15 protein-coding genes are annotated in these 16357 nt (G+C 70.3%); 11 read left to right on the forward strand and 4 right to left on the reverse strand.

What is annotated here, in order from left to right; genetic code table 11:
• Positions 1–111 precede the first annotated feature (111 nt).
• Both gabT and ACIA8K_RS09545 read right to left on the reverse strand, forming a co-directional pair.
• Entirely contained in the window at positions 112–1392 is a 1281-nt protein-coding gene (gene gabT / locus ACIA8K_RS09540; RefSeq protein WP_396056825.1) for a 4-aminobutyrate--2-oxoglutarate transaminase, read from the reverse strand.
• Positions 1393–2829 carry a gamma-aminobutyraldehyde dehydrogenase gene (locus ACIA8K_RS09545; protein ID WP_396056827.1) on the reverse strand — a complete coding sequence of 479 codons (1437 nt, stop codon included), beginning with the start codon at positions 2827–2829 and terminating at the stop codon, positions 1393–1395.
• A gap of 141 nt (positions 2830–2970) precedes the next feature.
• On the opposite strand from ACIA8K_RS09545, the gene ACIA8K_RS09550 reads away from it, so the two are divergent.
• The 11 genes from ACIA8K_RS09550 (at position 2971) to ACIA8K_RS09600 (ending at position 14573) form a co-directional block, all read left to right on the forward strand.
• Positions 2971–4401, forward strand: a complete 1431-nt coding sequence (locus ACIA8K_RS09550) for an aldehyde dehydrogenase family protein (protein WP_396056829.1) — start codon at positions 2971–2973, stop codon at positions 4399–4401.
• A 25-nt stretch (positions 4402–4426) separates the two neighbouring features.
• Positions 4427–5092 carry a deoxyribonuclease V gene (gene nfi / locus ACIA8K_RS09555; RefSeq protein ID WP_396056831.1) on the forward strand — a complete coding sequence of 222 codons (666 nt, stop codon included), beginning with the start codon at positions 4427–4429 and terminating at the stop codon, positions 5090–5092.
• A 76-nt stretch (positions 5093–5168) separates the two neighbouring features.
• Positions 5169–6212 carry a hypothetical protein gene (locus ACIA8K_RS09560; RefSeq protein WP_396056833.1) on the forward strand — a complete coding sequence of 348 codons (1044 nt, stop codon included), beginning with the start codon at positions 5169–5171 and terminating at the stop codon, positions 6210–6212.
• A gap of 126 nt (positions 6213–6338) precedes the next feature.
• A complete protein-coding gene (locus ACIA8K_RS09565; RefSeq protein ID WP_396056835.1) occupies positions 6339–7715 on the forward strand; it encodes a phosphomannomutase/phosphoglucomutase in 1377 nt (458 codons plus the stop codon).
• Between the two features lie 52 nt (positions 7716–7767).
• Complete coding sequence (locus tag ACIA8K_RS09570; protein WP_396056837.1) at positions 7768–7983, forward strand: Trm112 family protein; 216 nt, start codon at positions 7768–7770, stop codon at positions 7981–7983.
• Positions 7983–9206 carry an SIS domain-containing protein gene (locus ACIA8K_RS09575; protein ID WP_396056839.1) on the forward strand — a complete coding sequence of 408 codons (1224 nt, stop codon included), beginning with the start codon at positions 7983–7985 and terminating at the stop codon, positions 9204–9206. The genes ACIA8K_RS09570 and ACIA8K_RS09575 overlap by 1 nt, the downstream gene beginning before the upstream one ends.
• 3 nt (positions 9207–9209) lie before the next feature.
• Complete coding sequence (locus tag ACIA8K_RS09580; protein ID WP_396056841.1) at positions 9210–10211, forward strand: cation diffusion facilitator family transporter; 1002 nt, start codon at positions 9210–9212, stop codon at positions 10209–10211.
• Positions 10212–10216: 5 nt separating this feature from the next.
• Complete coding sequence (gene manA / locus ACIA8K_RS09585) at positions 10217–11326, forward strand: mannose-6-phosphate isomerase, class I (protein ID WP_396056843.1); 1110 nt, start codon at positions 10217–10219, stop codon at positions 11324–11326.
• 373 nt (positions 11327–11699) lie between these two features.
• Entirely contained in the window at positions 11700–13184 is a 1485-nt protein-coding gene (gene ahcY / locus ACIA8K_RS09590) for an adenosylhomocysteinase (protein ID WP_396056845.1), read from the forward strand.
• Positions 13185–13461: 277 nt separating this feature from the next.
• Positions 13462–14337 (forward strand): helix-turn-helix domain-containing protein, encoded by an 876-nt coding sequence (locus ACIA8K_RS09595; RefSeq protein WP_396056847.1) that lies wholly within the window; start codon positions 13462–13464, stop codon positions 14335–14337.
• Positions 14338–14366: 29 nt separating this feature from the next.
• Positions 14367–14573: a DUF397 domain-containing protein gene (locus ACIA8K_RS09600; RefSeq protein ID WP_396057621.1), complete on the forward strand. Its 207-nt coding sequence runs from the start codon at positions 14367–14369 to the stop codon at positions 14571–14573.
• A gap of 51 nt (positions 14574–14624) precedes the next feature.
• On the opposite strand, the gene ACIA8K_RS09605 is transcribed toward ACIA8K_RS09600, so the two are convergent.
• Positions 14625–15242, reverse strand: coding sequence for a DUF6082 family protein (locus ACIA8K_RS09605; protein ID WP_396056849.1), 618 nt, complete (start codon positions 15240–15242; stop codon positions 14625–14627).
• Between the two features lie 57 nt (positions 15243–15299).
• Complete coding sequence (locus tag ACIA8K_RS09610) at positions 15300–16355, reverse strand: RDD family protein (RefSeq protein WP_396056851.1); 1056 nt, start codon at positions 16353–16355, stop codon at positions 15300–15302.
• Positions 16356–16357 lie beyond the last annotated feature (2 nt).

The raw sequence follows: 16357 nt of genomic DNA on the forward strand, positions 1-16357 counted from the left end.
CCAAGGAAGACCTGTCGCAGAACCGCAAACTGCACGCGGGCCGAACCGGCGGATCCCCGGCCAGACCGGCACCGGATCAGGGCTGTGCCGGAGCCTGACCTGCGCGGGGTGTCACCTCACCGAGGTGAAGGCCGACTCCAGGATGTGCAGGCCGCGGTCCATGGTGTCCTCGGGGATGACAAGCGGGGGCAGGAAGCGCAGCACGTTGCCGTAGGTGCCGCAGGTAAGCGTCAGCAGTCCGGCCCGATGGCAGGCCGCGGACACGGCTGCGGCGGTCGCCGGGTCGGGCGTCAGGGCGGTTCCGGGCGTCACGATCTCCACGGCGAGCATCGCGCCCCGGCCGCGTACCTCCGCGATCCGGGGGTCTCGTGCCGCAAGGGAGCGCAGGCGCGGCATCATGGCCGCCTCGATCGCGCGGGCCGCGTCAGCGAGGGACAGTTCCCGCATCGTTTCGATGCTCGCCAGCGCGGCCGCGCACGCGATCGGATTGCCCCCGTAGGTGCCGCCGAGTCCACCGGCGTGCACCGCGTCCATAATGGTCGCCCGGCCGGTGACCCCGGCCAGCGGCAGTCCGCCGGCCAGCCCTTTCGCGGTGGTGACCAGGTCCGGTTCGACGCCCTCGAACGTGGATGCGAACCAGTCGCCGGTGCGGCAGAAACCGGTCTGGATCTCGTCTGCCACGAACACCACGCCCGCGCCGGACGCCCACGTGTGCAGTCCGGACACGAAACCGGGCGCGGGTACGACGAATCCGCCCTCGCCCTGGATCGGTTCGATGATCACGGCGGCCACGTTGGCGGCGCCGACCTGCTTTTCGATCAGGTCGACGGCCCGGGCCGCGGCGGCCGGCCCGTCGAGGCGGTCTCGGAGCGGGTACGACATCGGCACCCGGTAGATCTCCCCGGCGAACGGGCCGAACCGGTGCTTGTACGGCATGTTCTTCGCGGTCAGCGCCATCGTCAGGTTGGTCCGCCCGTGGTAGGCGTGCTCGAACACCACGATCGCGGGCCGCCCGGTCGCATGCCGTGCGATCTTGACGGCGTTCTCCACCGCCTCCGCGCCGGAGTTGAACAGTGCGGACCGTTTCTCGAACGTGCCCGGCGTGAGCGCGTTGAGCTGCTCGCACACGTCGACGTAGAGCGAGTACGGCGCGACCATGAAGCAGGTGTGGGTGAACTTCTCCACCTGCGCACGGACCGCCTCCACCACGCGCGGCGCGGCGTTGCCGACGTTGGTGACGGCGATCCCGGCCGCGAAGTCGATCCACTCGCGGCCGTCGACGTCGGTGAGCGTGCCGCCGGACGCGTGCGCGACGTAGGCGTCGATCACGCTGCTGACACCGGGGGCGACGGCCGCCCGGCGCCGATCATGAAGTTCCGCGGAGGACGGCATTCACACCTCGATGTTGTGCATGACGTGCTTGACCCGGGTGTAGTCCTCAAGCGAGTAGAGCGACAGGTCCTTGCCGTGCCCGCTGTGCTTGAAACCGCCGTGCGGCATCTCGGAGACGAACGGGATGTGCGTGTTGACCCAGACGCACCCGAAGTCGAGCCGCCGGGTCATCCGCATGGCCCGGCCGTGGTCGCGCGTCCACACCGAGGCCGCGAGCCCGTAGTCGACGCCGTTGGCCCAGCGTACCGCCTCGTCCTCGTCGGAGAACCGCTGCACGGTGATGACCGGCCCGAACACCTCGTCCTGGATCAGCTCGTCGTCCTGCCGCACGCCGGAGATCACGGTGGGGGAGTAGAAGTAGCCGCGGTCGCCGACCCGGGTGCCACCGGTCTCGACCGATGCGTGGCCGGGCACGCGGGACAGGAAACCGGTGACCCTGTCGAGCTGGGAGGCGTTGTTGAGCGGCCCGTACGCCACGTCAGGGTCGTCCGGCAGCCCGGTGCGGGTGGCCTTCGCCTCGGAGGTGAGCGCCGCGATCAAATCGGTGTAGATACCGGGCCCGGCGATGACCCGGGTCGCGGCCGTGCAGTCCTGCCCGGCGTTGAAGTAACCGCCACCGGCGATCGCTGCCGCGGCGGCCGCCACGTCGGCGTCGTCGAAGAGCACGACCGGTGCCTTGCCGCCCAGCTCCAGGTGGGTGCGCTTGAGATCGTTCGCAGCGGCCTGGGCGACCTCGCGGCCGGCCCGGGTGGAGCCGGTGATCGAGACGAACTGCGGCGTGCGGTGGGCGACGAGCGCACGGCCGGTGTCCCGGTCGCCGGTGACCACGTTGAGCACGCCGGGCGGCAGGAACTCGGCCGCGATCTCGGCGAGCAGCAGCGTGGAGACCGGGGTGGTGTCGGACGGCTTGAGGACCACTGTGTTGCCGGCCGCGAGCGCGGGCGCGATCTTCCAGATGGCCATCATCAGCGGATAGTTCCACGGGGTGACCTGGGCGCAGACGCCGATCGGCTCACGTCGCACGTACGACTCGTGGCCGGCCAGGTAGTTGCCGGCGGACCTGCCCTCCAGCATGCGGGCGGCGCCGGCGAAGAAGCGCAGCTGGTCGATGGCGGGTGGCAGCTCCTCGTCGGTGGTCAGCCGCCGGGGTTTGCCGGTGTTGCGGACCTCCGCGTCGACGAGCTCGACCGCCCGGGTCTCGACCGCGTCCGCGATCTTGAGCAGTGCGCGCTGCCGCTCGGCCGGCGTGGTGTCGCGCCACGTCTCGAACGCGGTGGCGGCGGCTCGCATGGCCGCGTCCACATCGGGCTCGCCGGAGGTCGGCGCCTGCGCGAAGACCTCGCCGTTCGTCGGGTCGATCAGGTCGGAGTGACGGCCGTCGGCCGGGTCGGTGAACTCGCCGTTGATGAAATTCCGCAGAACCTGCTTGCCGGTCATGTCATCTCCGTTGGAAAGCCGTTCACGCCATCCTGGCGATGGAATTCGCGCCGGGCAAGCGACCGGGCGCTGTTCGGGTACAAACGGTCACGGGGAACGGGCCTCGCCGCGTTCCACCACAACACGGCCTAGGGTGAAACCATGGACAGGACCCCGTTCTACCTCGCAGGACGCCCGGCGCACGGCGACGACGAGGTGATCGTGCGGCATCCGTACGACGGCGCGGTGGTCGGCCGCACGAGTTTCGCCACGCCGGCGCAGGTGGAGGCCGCGATCGCGAAAGCCGCCGAGGCCCCGCAGAGCCTCCCGGCGCACCGGCGGGCCGCCGCCTTGGACCACGTCTCGAAACGCCTCCAGGAGCGCAGCGACGAGGTCGCCCGCCTGATCACGGCCGAGAACGGCAAGCCGCTGAAGTGGGCCCGTGCCGAGGCGGCCCGCGCCATCTCCGTGTTCCGCTGGGCCGCCGAGGAGGCCCGCCGTTTCGCCGGTGAGATGCAGCGCCTCGACACCGATCCGGCAGGTGAGGGCCGGCTCGCGCTTGTCACCCGCGTCCCGAAGGGTCCCGTGCTGGGCATCTCGCCGTTCAACTTCCCGCTCAACCTGGTCGCGCACAAGGTCGCGCCCGCGATCGCCGCCGGCGCCCCGATCGTGCTCAAGCCGGCCCCGGCCACGCCGCTGTCCGCGCTGCTGCTCGGCGAGCTGCTTGCCGAGACGGATCTGCCGGAGGGCATGTTCTCCGTGCTGCCGCTGCCCAACGACCGCACGGCCGAGCTGGTCAGGGATCCGCGGCTGCCGGTGGTGTCGTTCACCGGTTCCGGCCCGGTCGGCGGCCAGATCCAGGACTCGGTGCCGCGCAAGCACGTGACGCTTGAGCTGGGCGGCAACGCCGCGGTGGTGATCTGCGCGGACTGGGCGTCGGACGCCGACCTCGCCCACGCGGCGAAGCGTGTCGCGGTCTTCTCCAACTACCAGGCCGGCCAGAGCTGCATCGCGGTGCAGCGGGTCTACGTGCACGGAGAGGCCCACGACCGGTTCCTGACCGCGCTCCTGACCGAAACTCAAGCCCTGAAGACCGGCGACCCGGCCGATGAGGCGACAGACGTCGGCCCGATGATCAGCGAGGACGCCGCGAAGCGGGTCGAGGCATGGGTGGACGAGGCGGTCGCGGCCGGCGCCGAGGTGCTGGCCGGCGGCAGGCGCGACGGCACGACGTACCCGCCGACGATCTTGATGAATGTCCCCGCCGGGGCGAAGGTGCTGGCCGAGGAGGTCTTCGGCCCGGTCCTGGTGATCCAGAAGGTGCCGGACGACGCTGCCGCGTTCGAGGCCGTCAACGACTCCGCGTTCGGCCTGCAGGCCGGCGTGTTCACGCACGATGTGCGGACCGCGTTCGCGGCGCACAGGACGCTGCGGGTCGGCGGCGTGATCATCGGCGACGTGCCGTCCTACCGCGCCGACCAGATGCCCTACGGCGGCACCAAGGGCAGCGGCGTCGGCCGCGAGGGCCTGCGCGCGGCCATGGACGACTACACCGAGCCGCGCGTGCTCGTCCTCACCGGCCTCGAACTCTGAAAATCACAATCCATCGGGGGTACGAGTGAGAGCCTGGCCCACAACTGTCGCGGAAGCCGAGGCGGAGCAGGACCGGCTGCGCGCGCTTGTCGACCTGACCGACCCGGAGCGCCCGCCGCGGACCGTGGCCGGCCTGGACGTCGCCTATGCCGACGGCGACGAGAGCCTGGTCGCGGCCGTGGTGGTGCTTGACGCGACCACGCTCGAGCCGGTCGACGAGGCGGTCACGGCCGGCCGTCCCGCGTTCCCCTACGTGCCGGGCCTGTTCGCGTTCCGCGAGGTCCCGGCGCTGCTTGACGCGCTGGAGCGGCTGACCGTCCGGCCTGATCTGCTGGTCTGCGACGGCCACGGCCTGGCGCATCCGCGCCGGTTCGGGCTGGCCTGCCACCTGGGCGTGCTCACCGGCCTGCCGGCGCTCGGCGTCGGCAAGACGCATCTGACAGGTGAGTGGTCGATGCCGGGGGAGCGGCGCGGGGGTGCGACCCCGATCACCCTCGATGGAGTGACTGTCGGAACCGTGTTGCGGACCCAGGATCGGGTGAAGCCGGTGTTCGTCTCGCCGGGGCACCTGGTGTCTGTCGAGACGGCGGCGGCGCAGGTCCTTGCGCTGGCGCCGCGGTACCGGCTGCCGGAGACGACCCGCGCGGCCGACCATGCCTGCCGCGCCGCACTTGCGGGACGTACCCGCTGAATTGGTGTTAAAAGTATTTGAGTTTCGGCCGAACGATGGGTCGGGATTGTCGCGCGCGCGAGGTAGCCTCCGAGCCATGCTTGTACGGCGATGGGTGGCGCGTGCCCTGATGGCGGCGACGGCCGGGCTGATCGGCGCCGTCACGCTCGGCGCGGCGCCCGCCTATGCGGACGAGGTCGACCTCAACGCGCCCGGCTCGTTCACCGCGGGCAGCGGCCCGCAGAACGTCGACCTGCGCATGCGCCGCGAGGACGACGGCTGCGTCCGGGCCCGCGCCCAGCTGCGGATCCAGGCTGACGACCTGAGCCCGGACCAGGTCGCGGTCGGCGTCAGCTCCGGCGGCAAGGTCGTCCAGGTGCAGCTCCAGGCGGACGGCGACGGCAGTTTCGTCACCCAGCTTGTGCAGCCGTCCAACGCGGAGATGTGCGACAGGCGCAACCGCCAGCAGACCGTGCAGTTCAAGGTCGCGTTCGGGCCCAACGCGCCGAACAACGAGCTGAAGTTCACCGGCTTCATGTTCGACGAGCAGGGCAACCGGCTGGCCGAGGAGCAGGACGGTTCGCGCATCCGTGGCGGTCAGGCCGCACCCAGCCCGACGCCGAGCCGCACGCCGTCGAAGAGCCCTTCCCCGAGCCCGTCGCCCGAGGAGTCCGAGGAGGAGAAGGAGCCCATCCCGGAGACCACCTTCGCCTCGCTGCCACCGGACAACACCGGCCCGATCTCACTGTCGGCAAACGACGGCCCGTTCAACGGCCTGGGCGTCCCGATCGCGATCGGCGTGGTCATGGTCGGCGTCGGCGCGGCGCTGATCGTGCTGCTGATCCGCCGCAACCGGGATGAGACCGGCGGCCCGACCCCGGCCGGCGCGTTCGGCGGGCCACCGCCCCCGAGCGGCGGCGGTGGTGGCGGCAGCCTCTACCGGCCCACCACCGGCGGTGGCTGGACCGGAAGCGCCTCGGCCACCCAGATGCTTCCCGCGCAGCCACCGGCCGACCGCGGGCCGGGACCGATCGACACCCCCACGCAGCGTTACCCGGGCGTGCCGTCCGGGCCGAATGCGAACCGCCCGCCGCGGACGCCGCCGGATCCGACCACGCGGATGCCCAGAGTGACGGAGTAGACGCGGATTTCGTCATCTGTGCGTGGTCCGGCGGCCACCCGCCTTCTCACGTCCGGTGAACCTGACTCCTATACGCTTCCCCCGTCGGCTACACAGGCGTAGGGCGGAAGCATGAGGAGCGTTGAGTTGTCTGATCTGTCACGGATCGTGAAGGCGTACGACGTGCGGGGCACGGTCCCGGATCAGTTCGACACCGCGGCTGCCTGCGCGTTGGGGCAGGCGTTCGTGGAGACGCTGCGTGCGCGCGGCGACGAGGCCGACCGGATCGTGATCGCGCACGACATGCGCGAGTCCGGCCCGGCGCTTGCCGAGTCGTTCGCGGCCGGCGCGATCGCCGCCGGCGCCGAGGTGGTGCACGCCGGACTCGGGTCGACCGACCTGCTCTACTACGCGTCAGGCGTGCTCGACCTGCCCGGCGCGATGTTCACCGCCAGCCACAACCCGGCGCAGTACAACGGCATCAAGATGTGCAAGGCCGGCGCGAAGCCGATCGGCCAGGACACCGGCCTCTCCGACATCCGGGACCGGGCGCAGCAGCTGCTCGACGAGGGCCTGACGCCGGTCGGCGAGGTCGCGGTCGAGCGCCGTGACCTGCTCACCGACTACGCCAAGCACCTGCGCGGCCTGGTCGACCTGTCCGGCATCCGGCCGCTCAAGGTGGTCGTGGACGCGGGCAACGGCATGGGCGGCCACACGGTTCCGGCAGTGCTCGGCGACGCCGCGCTTACCGCTCTGCCGCTGGAGATCGTGCCGCTCTACTTCGAGCTGGACGGCTCCTTCCCGAACCACGAGGCGAACCCGCTGGAGCCGGCCAACCTGGTCGACCTGCAGGCCGCGGTGGTCGAGCACGGCGCGGACATCGGCCTGGCGTTCGACGGTGACGCGGACCGCTGCTTCGTGATCGACGAGAAGGGCGCGCCGGTGTCGCCGTCCGCGATCACCGCGCTGGTCGCGGTGCGCGAGCTGGCCAAGCACCCGGGCGAGATCATCATCCACAACCTGATCACCTCGATCGCGGTGCCGGAGATCGTCGTCGAGCACGGCGGCAAGCCGGTGCGTACCCGCGTCGGGCACTCGTTCATCAAGGCGGAGATGGCGAAGACCGACGCCGTCTTCGGTGGCGAGCACTCCGCGCACTACTACTTCCGCGACTTCTGGGGTGCCGACACCGGCATGCTGGCCGCGATGCACGTGCTGGCCGCGCTCGGCGAGCAGGACAAGCCGCTCTCCGAGCTCGGTTCCGCGTACGAGCGGTATGTCGCGTCCGGTGAGATCAACTCCACCGTGTCGGACGCTGCCGCGAAGACCGCGGAGGTCCGGGCCGCGTTCGCGGGCAACCCGACGGACGAGTTGGACGGTCTGACCATCACGTTCGAGGACAGCGCGTGGATCAACCTGCGCCCGTCCAACACCGAGCCGCTGCTGCGGCTCAACGTGGAGGCGCCGACCGCGGAGCGCATGGCGCAGCTCCGCGACGACGTTCTGGCGATCGTTCGCGGTTAGGCTTCTGGGGTTGCGGGGAAGATTCCCGCTGGACCTTGGAAAGGAGCCGTTCGTGGCCCTCGACCCGCAGTTGCTGGAGATTCTCGCCTGTCCGGACACGCACCACGCGCCGCTCGTTCATGACGCGGCCGCGTCCACGCTGACCTGCACCGAGTGCGGTCGCGAGTTCCGGATCGAGGACGACATCCCCGTGCTGCTGCTCGACGAGGCACGAACGGCTCCTGCCGTTCCGGGTCCGCACGACACTGACCAGGAGGATGACCTCTGATGGGCAACCCGGTGGACGGCACGGCGGGCATTCAGGGCCGGCGCGCCGTCGACGAGAGCATCCTCGACGACTCCACGCTGATGGCCTCACAGGACCCGGGCGGCATGTTGCGCGCCACCGCGTCCGCGGGCGCCCAGGTGCGCGAGTCCGCACAGCTGGCCGCGGAGGCGAACCTGGCCGCGCTTGCCGACGAGGGCCGCCCGCGCGCGGTCGTGATCGCCGGCGCCGGCACCGCGGTGCTGACCGCGGACATCCTCCGCACCGTCGCCGGGCCGCGCTGCCCCGCGCCGGTGATGGCGCACCGCAGCCCGGGCGTGCCCGGCTGGGTCGGCGCGGCCGATGTGGTGATCGCGGTCTCCGCGTCCGGCCGCAGCCCGGAGGCGCTCGCCGCCGCCGAGGCCGCCGCCCGGCGTGGCGCCCGGCTGGTCGCGATCGGCGCGCCCGACTCCCGGCTGCAGTCGGTGGCCGAGTCGGCCCGTGCCACGTTCATCGGCGTGCCGCGCCGTGCGCCGGCCCGTGCCAGCCTGTGGTCGCTGGCCGTGCCGGTGCTGCTGGCCGCGCGCCACCTCGACCTCGTGAAGATCAACGAGGCGGACCTGGCGGAGACCGCGACCCGGCTGGACACGGACGCGGACCGCTGCCGTCCCAACCTGGAGTCGTTCGTCAACCCGGCGAAGTCGCTCGCGCTCGGCCTGGCCGGGTCCGTGCCGATCGTCTGGGGCTCGTCGCCGCTGGCCACTGTCGCGGCGCGCCGGTTCGCCGACACGCTCTCCGCCAACGCGCGGTACCCGGTGGTCTCCGGCGCGCTCGGTGAGGCCGGTCGTGGCCGCGTCGGACTGCTCGACGGTGTCTTCGGCGGCCTCGTCGAGTCCTCCCGCGACATCTTCGCGGACCCGGACGACGACGACTCCGGGACCCGGCTGCGGATCGTGCTGCTGCGCGACGGGGGCCTGGACCCGCAGGAGGCGAACGACGAGCCGGTCGCGGTCGAGGAACGCCGGGCGGACGCGGTGCAGACGCTTGCCGAGCGGCGCGGCGTGCGCTGCGACGTGGTGACCGCGGAGGGCGGCTCCGCGCTGGAACGGCTGGCGTCGCTGATCGCGGTGCCGGACTTCGCCTCGATCTACCTGGCGCTCGCGCACGGGCTGGACCCGATGGCGGTGCCGGCGATCTCGGAGATGAAGGAACTGTCCAACCCGATCCGTACCGAAGGGATTGGCTGACACATGAGTGCCGGCGGCGGCAGCAGGGCGATCATCGCAGCCCTCGCGGCCAACCTGGGGATCGCGGCGACCAAGTTCGTCGCGTTCCTGCTTACCCAGTCCTCGTCCATGCTTGCGGAGTCGATCCACTCCGTCGCCGACTCGGGGAACCAGGCGCTGCTGCTGCTCGGCGGCCGTCGGGCGAAGAAGGCCGCAACCCCGGACCATCCTTTCGGGTACGGCCGGGAGCGCTACATCTACGCGTTCATCGTGTCGATCGTGCTGTTCTCGCTCGGCGGCCTGTTCGCGCTCTACGAGGCGTACCACAAGTGGCACGAGGCGCACCTGGACCCGAACCACGGCGCCATCACGTCCTGGCACTGGGTCCCGGTCGTGGTGCTGGTGGCCGCGCTCGCCATGGAGGGCTTCTCGTTCCGCACCGCGATTCAGGAGTCCAACCACACCCGCGGCACCGCGTCGTGGAAGCAGTTCATCCGCCGGGCCAAGGCGCCGGAGCTGCCGGTCGTGCTGCTTGAGGACTTCGGCGCGCTGATCGGCCTGGCGCTCGCGCTCGTCGGCGTCGGCCTGACGCTGATCACCGGTGACGGGCTGTGGGACGCGCTCGGCACCGGCGCGATCGGCGTGCTGCTGGTCTCGATCGCTGGCATCCTGGCTATCGAGACCAAGAGCCTGCTGCTCGGCGAGGGCGCGTCCCCGGCGGACCAGTCCGCGATCGAGAAGGCGCTTCTCGACGGCGACGCGGTGCAGCGGATCATCCACATGCGCACGCTTCACCTCGGCCCGGAGGAGCTGCTTGTGGCCGCGAAGTTCGCGGTCCGCTCGGACGAGACCGCGGCGGACGTGGCCCGGCACATCAACGAGGCCGAGGCGCGGATCCGGGCGGCGGTGCCGATCGCCCGGGTGATCTATCTTGAGCCGGACGTGTACAGCGCCGAGGCCGCGGCCGTGCCGAAGGCCGGGTTCGACGGCACCCAGCTCGCCTCCGAGAACACAACCGGGAACTGAACCTGATGAAGCCACTGATGAGCGTCGTCCGACCGTACGCGTGGGGTTCGCGCTCCGCCATCGCGGAGATCCAGGGCCGTCCCGCGCCCGCGCCGGGGCCGGAGGCGGAGCTGTGGATCGGCGCGCACCCGGCCGACCCGTCGAGGGTCGCCGGGACCGGCCTGGACGAGCTGCTTGCCGCGGAGCCCGAGCGACTGCTCGGCCCGGCAGTTGTGGAGCGGTACGGCGCGCGCCTGCCGTACCTGATGAAGATCCTCGCCGCTGAGCAGCCGCTGTCGCTGCAGGCGCACCCGACGCTTGAGCACGCGCAGGCCCGGTTCGCCGAGGGGCACGGCGGTTACGTGGACGCCAACCACAAGCCGGAGCTGCTTGTCGCGCTGACGCCGTTCGACGCGCTGTGCGGCTTCGCCGACCCGGCCGTCTCGGCGGACCTGATCGAGTCGCTGGGCATCGCGGAGCTGGCGCCGGTAGTGGCGAGCCTGCGGACCGGCCCGGACGGGCTGCGGGACGCGGTACGCACGCTGCTGACCTGGCCGGAGTCGGAGCGGGCCGGACTTGTGAAGGCGGCGGTGGCGGCCGGTACCGTGCCGCTCGTGGCCGAGCTGGCCCGGTTCTACCCGGAGGACACCGGCGTGCTCGTCGCGGTGCTGCTCAACCACGTGCGGCTGGAGCCGGGGCAGGCGATCTGGATGCCGGCCGGCAACCTGCACGCGTACCTGCACGGCACCGGCATCGAGATCATGGCGGCCAGCGACAACGTGCTGCGCGGCGGCCTGACGCCGAAGCACGTGGACGTGGACGAGCTGCTCGGCGTGCTGCGCTTCGAGGTGCTGACGGAGCCGCTGCACTCGGAGGCCGCGATCGCCGAGGGCGTGCGCGCGTGGCCGGTGCCGGTACCGGACTTCCTGCTGCTGCAGGTGACGCCGGGCGCGGGCACTGTCACGCTCGACGTGCCGGGGCCGCGGATCGTGCTGGCCGTGGGCGGCGCCGTGACTGTGGACGACGGGCAGTCAGCGGTGGAGATCACATCGGGCACGGCCGCGTTCGCAGGTGCGGACGCCGGGCCGTTGCGGATCAGCGGGCCGGGAGAGGCGTTCGTCGCCGCGGCCGGCTGACCGTTGACTCAGCTGTCTCAGGCGTCACTCGCGTTCGCGGGTGGCGCCTGATTCATGCCGCCCTGACCGTAGTTCGCCATCTGCATGTCCGTACCAATCAGCATTTTTATGGATTTTGCTTGACAGTTTGGTTGCTGAGTGTGAGTCTTTAACTACACGAGGTCACGGGGTGGCCGCGCGGAAAGCCAAACCGGGGGGATGCACGGGGCGGTCGGGGCTTAGGCCACCGACCGCCCCGTGCGCATGTGCGTACGGTGGAGCAACGACCGCAATCGCCCGCCGGGTGCGCCGTGACCAGCGCGATTCCTCGCCCACCACCTGCGGCGCGTAATGTGGTGGGTCGGTCATCGATGACGTATCGACAGGAGCTTTCATGACCAGCACCCTTCCCACGCCCTCGGGCACCCGGCCCCTGACCGTCGCTGAGGGCGACTACAAGGTGGCTGACCTGTCGCTGGCCGCGTTCGGCCGCAAGGAGATCCAGCTCGCCGAGCACGAGATGCCCGGCCTGATGTCGATCCGCCGCGAGTTCGCCGCCACTCAGCCGCTGCGTGGCGCCCGGGTGACCGGCTCGCTGCACATGACGATCCAGACCGCCGTGCTGATCGAGACGCTGACCGCGCTCGGCGCCGACGTCCGCTGGGCGTCCTGCAACATCTTCTCCACGCAGGACCACGCCGCCGCCGCGATCGTGGTCGGCCCGGAGGGCACCCCCGAGGCGCCGTCCGGCGTGCCGGTCTACGCCTGGAAGGGCGAGACGCTCGAAGAGTACTGGTGGTGCACCGAGCAGATCCTGGTCTGGCCGGACGGCAAGGGCCCGAACATGATCCTGGACGACGGCGGCGACGCCACGCTCCTGGTGCACAAGGGCGCCGAGTTCGAGAAGCTGGGCGCGGTTCCGGCCGTGGACACCGCCGACTCCGAGGAGTACGCGGTCATCCTGGCCACGCTGCACCGCACGCTCGCCGAGGACAACCAGCGCTGGACGGGCATCGCCGCCGGCATCAAGGGCGTCACCGAGGAGACCACCACCGGCGTGCACCGCCTGTACGAGATGCAGCGCGAGGGCAAGCTGCTCTTCCCGGCGATCAACGTCAACGACTCGGTCACCAAGAGCAAGTTCGACAACAAGTACGGCTGCCGCCACTCGCTGATCGACGGCATCAACCGCGCCACCGACGTGCTCATCGGCGGCAAGGTCGCAGTGGTCTTCGGCTACGGCGACGTCGGCAAGGGCTGTGCGGAGTCGCTGCGCGGCCAGGGCGCCCGGGTCATCGTGACCGAGGTCGACCCGATCTGCGCGCTGCAGGCCGCGATGGACGGCTACCAGGTCGCCACGATCGAGGACGTCGTCGAGACCGCGGACATCTTCATCACCGCGACCGGCTGCTTCAACGTCATCACCGCCGACCACATGGCGCGGATGAAGCACAACGCCATCGTCGGCAACATCGGTCACTTCGACAACGAGATCGACATGGCCGGGCTGTTCAAGCGCGCCGACGTCGAGCGGATCACCATCAAGCCGCAGGTCGACGAGTTCAAGTTCGCCGACGGCCACTCGATCATCGTGCTGTCCGAGGGTCGCCTGCTGAACCTGGGCAACGCGACCGGCCACCCGTCGTTCGTCATGTCGAACTCGTTCGCGAACCAGACGATCGCGCAAATCGAGCTGTTCACGAAGCTGGACGAGTACCCGATCGGCGTCTACGTGCTCCCGAAGCACCTGGACGAGAAGGTCGCCCGGCTGCACCTGGCCGCGCTCGGCGTCAAGCTCACCGAGCTGACCAAGGAGCAGGCGTCGTACCTGAACGTGCCGGTCGAGGGCCCGTTCAAGCCGGACCACTACCGCTACTGATCTTCTGAACAGTCAGGGGCGCCCAGCCACGGTGGGGCGCCCCTGATCTGTGTACCGCGCCCGTGTCACAGGTCGCGGCGGATTTTCACGTATGCACGACGAGAGGGGCGGATCTCGGCGTTTGCCGCCGCCGGGATCCGCCCCTCCGGCCGTAACGTAGTGCTCATTAGGCCACTTGCAGTCTCGTGATGCAAGTGCAGTTCGTTGCAGGTTTGATGCACTCGACACCGCCGTGGCCTGCACTGTCCTAATCGGATCTTGCAGTACCGTAGTGCCGATGGCCGTAAAGTCCAGCCCGACAACCCTACGACGGCAGCTCGGCGCGGAGCTTCGCCGTCTCCGCGACGCCTCCGGACGCACCGTGGCCGACGTGGCTCGCTCGCTGGGCTGGTCCGAGAGCAAACTAAGCCGCATCGAGACCGCGCACACCGGCATCCGCAACCGCGACCTCGACTCCCTCCTGGACACCTACTCCGTCCCGGACGACGACCGGCGCCGCATCCGCGCCGTCGCGGTCCAGTCCCGCCAGCGCGCCTGGTGGGAGGGATATCGGGACGTGCTCCCAGACTCGTACGAGATGCTCATCGGCTTCGAGTCCGAGGCGGAGAGCCTCCAGTGCTACGAGGGTCTCGTGGTCCCCGGCCTGCTACAGACCGACGAATACGCCCGCGCCATCTTCGAGAGCGACGGTCACCGACATGACGGCCGCGAACTGGGCGACAGCGAAATAGACCAGAAGGTCGCCGTACGCATGGCACGGCAGGCGCTACTGACCCGCCAGCCGTCACTGAACTTCGTGGCGATCCTGGATGAGGGTGTACTGCGCCGCGAGGTCGGGGGCCCGGGTGTGCTCCGCCGGCAGCTGGTCAGGTTGGCCGAAACGTCCGAACGGGCGAATGTGACGATCCAGGTGCTGCCGTTCTCCGCGGGTGCGCATCCAGCGTTAGCTGGAGCTTTTGCGATCTTGCGTTTCTCCGGAGGGCAAAGCCCGTTAGTGCACTGTGAAGTTCGTACCGGCGGAATCTTCCAGACCCGGTCCGACGAGGTCGAAGGGTACGCGGCGAGCTTCGATGAACTTCGCGCGATAGCGCTGTCGCCGGACAGATCCATTGACTTCCTGCGCACGGCGGCGCGCGAAGCCGGAAATAAATAGGGTGAATGAGAGAGAAGGTGGTGGCGCGGATGACTCCCGCGTCGCGTGGTCGTGCTCTGCCCTGGCGTAAGAGCACCAGAAGCGCCTCCAATGGAAATTGTGTCGAGGTAGCGAATTGTGATTCGACCGTTTACGTTCGCGATTCGAAGGATCCCCAGGGCCCGGCCCTGGCTTTCGGCCGGGGAGCCTGGAACGGTCTGCTCGCGCTGACCCGGAACCCCCTGGTTCGCGACTGAGACAGCCCGGCAGCATCGGGCCGGCGCTGGATGCGCCGGCCCGCCCATGCCTCACCGGCCCGCAGAGGGCTCCGAGAACGCAAGGTCCATCAGATCGACTACCGGGTGTCTGCCGGGCGGATATGAGGTCTGCCAGGTGGCGCGCGTGCTTGCCCAGTACTCCGGCATCCAGTCGCCTGCGGCCATCGCCCGCAGGTGCAGGCCGATCTCGTCCAGCTCTGCCGTACCGCTGTCGTACAGCATGATCATGTAATTCAACACGAGGTTGGCGTAGACGGAGAGCTTTGGGCTCTGGCTGGCTGCGATCGGGATCTTGCCCCACGTGCGCAGTAGGTCCGGATCGTCGATCGCCATGACGAGCAGCAGGTCTCGTTGTTGCTGGCGGATCGCCATTCGCCGGTTGTCGGCGATCTGCTGCTGCTGAAGCCGCAGACTCAGAACGACCCCGAGCACCGCCAACGCGGCCAGGATCGCCGAGATTGCCCCGTACGACTGGCCGATGAGGCTCAATCGGTTCCAGTCGGTGTCGCCGTTCGCGATGAATCCGAGTGCTAGCGGCGAAAGAAAGATCACCACGATAGAGGCAAGAGCGACGGCCGTCACGGTGCTGATGCCGGAGACGTTCGTTGTCCGCTTTGAGTAGGTGGACAGGGTGAGACGAGCGCGCATGGGACTCCTTCCGGGATCCCTCACGGTAGCCGCATAGCGCCATGTCTATGCCTGGCGCTATTTCTCATCGTCCTGCGGCACCATGGCGCGCAGCGTGCTGGCCATCGGCGGTGGGGTCATGCCGGTCCAGTCCGGGACCTGCCCGGCCTGCCAGGGCGGGCGCGGCCACGCCTGGCTCGGCCACTCCGCGCGGGCTGCGACGTCGGACGGCACCGCGGGCTGGGGGCGGAAGCCGGGAAGCGGCAGGCTCGGCCAGAGCGCGGCCGAGACGGCCCGGTTCCGGGCCAGGCGATGGGTGGCGCGGCGGTGGCGTTCGGCCAGCACCGCGGCGAGGTAGGCCCAGTCCGGCACGCCGGGTGGTGGTGGCGGCGCGGTGACGGCCGCGACCTCGCCGGCCAGCGCGTGGCCGAGGCGGCTGCGGTCCGGCTCGACAAGCATGCGGCCGCGGGACAGGAAGTGCCGGACCGCGAGCGCGAGGTCGTCGCCGAGACCTGTGAGGTCGAGCGTGCCAGCCCAGCCGGCCAGCGCGGGCGGCATGCCGGGCACCCAGCCCCAGCCGGTCGACGCCCGGTCGTGGATGACCATGGTGCCGGCCGCGAGGTCGCCGAGGCGCTTGCCGAGCGGGTTGGTGAGCATTGTGAACAGGCTGGCGATCCAGGTGACGAGCGGTAGTACCAGGCCGGGCCACTCGAGCGCGACGCCGACCAGCGCGCGGGTGAACGCGTGCCGGACCTGGATCGGGCCACCGTCGTCGCGGACCACTCGCAGGCCGACCACGGACTTGCCGACGGTACGGCCGCCGGAGACCGTCTCGGCCACTGTGGGGTAGCCGACGAGCACCAGCACGGTCCCGATCACGATCATCGAGCTGGTCACGGCGCTGTCAAGCACGTCGAACGCGCCTGTCACAAGCAGCACCATCATGGTCACGAAGGTGAGCGTCACGGCCAGGCAGAACTGGATCACGATGTCGACCGCGAGCGCGAGCACGCGGGAGCCGGGCCGGGCCACCCGGATCTCGACCTCGACCGCCTCGCCGGAGACCAGCCCGCTGGAGACCGACCCGCCGGGGACCAGCCCGCCGGAGACCAGACTTGCTTTGCCGTCCGCCACGC

This window comes from Catenuloplanes sp. NPDC051500, assembly GCF_044454585.1.
Lineage (GTDB): Bacteria > Actinomycetota > Actinomycetes > Mycobacteriales > Micromonosporaceae > Catenuloplanes.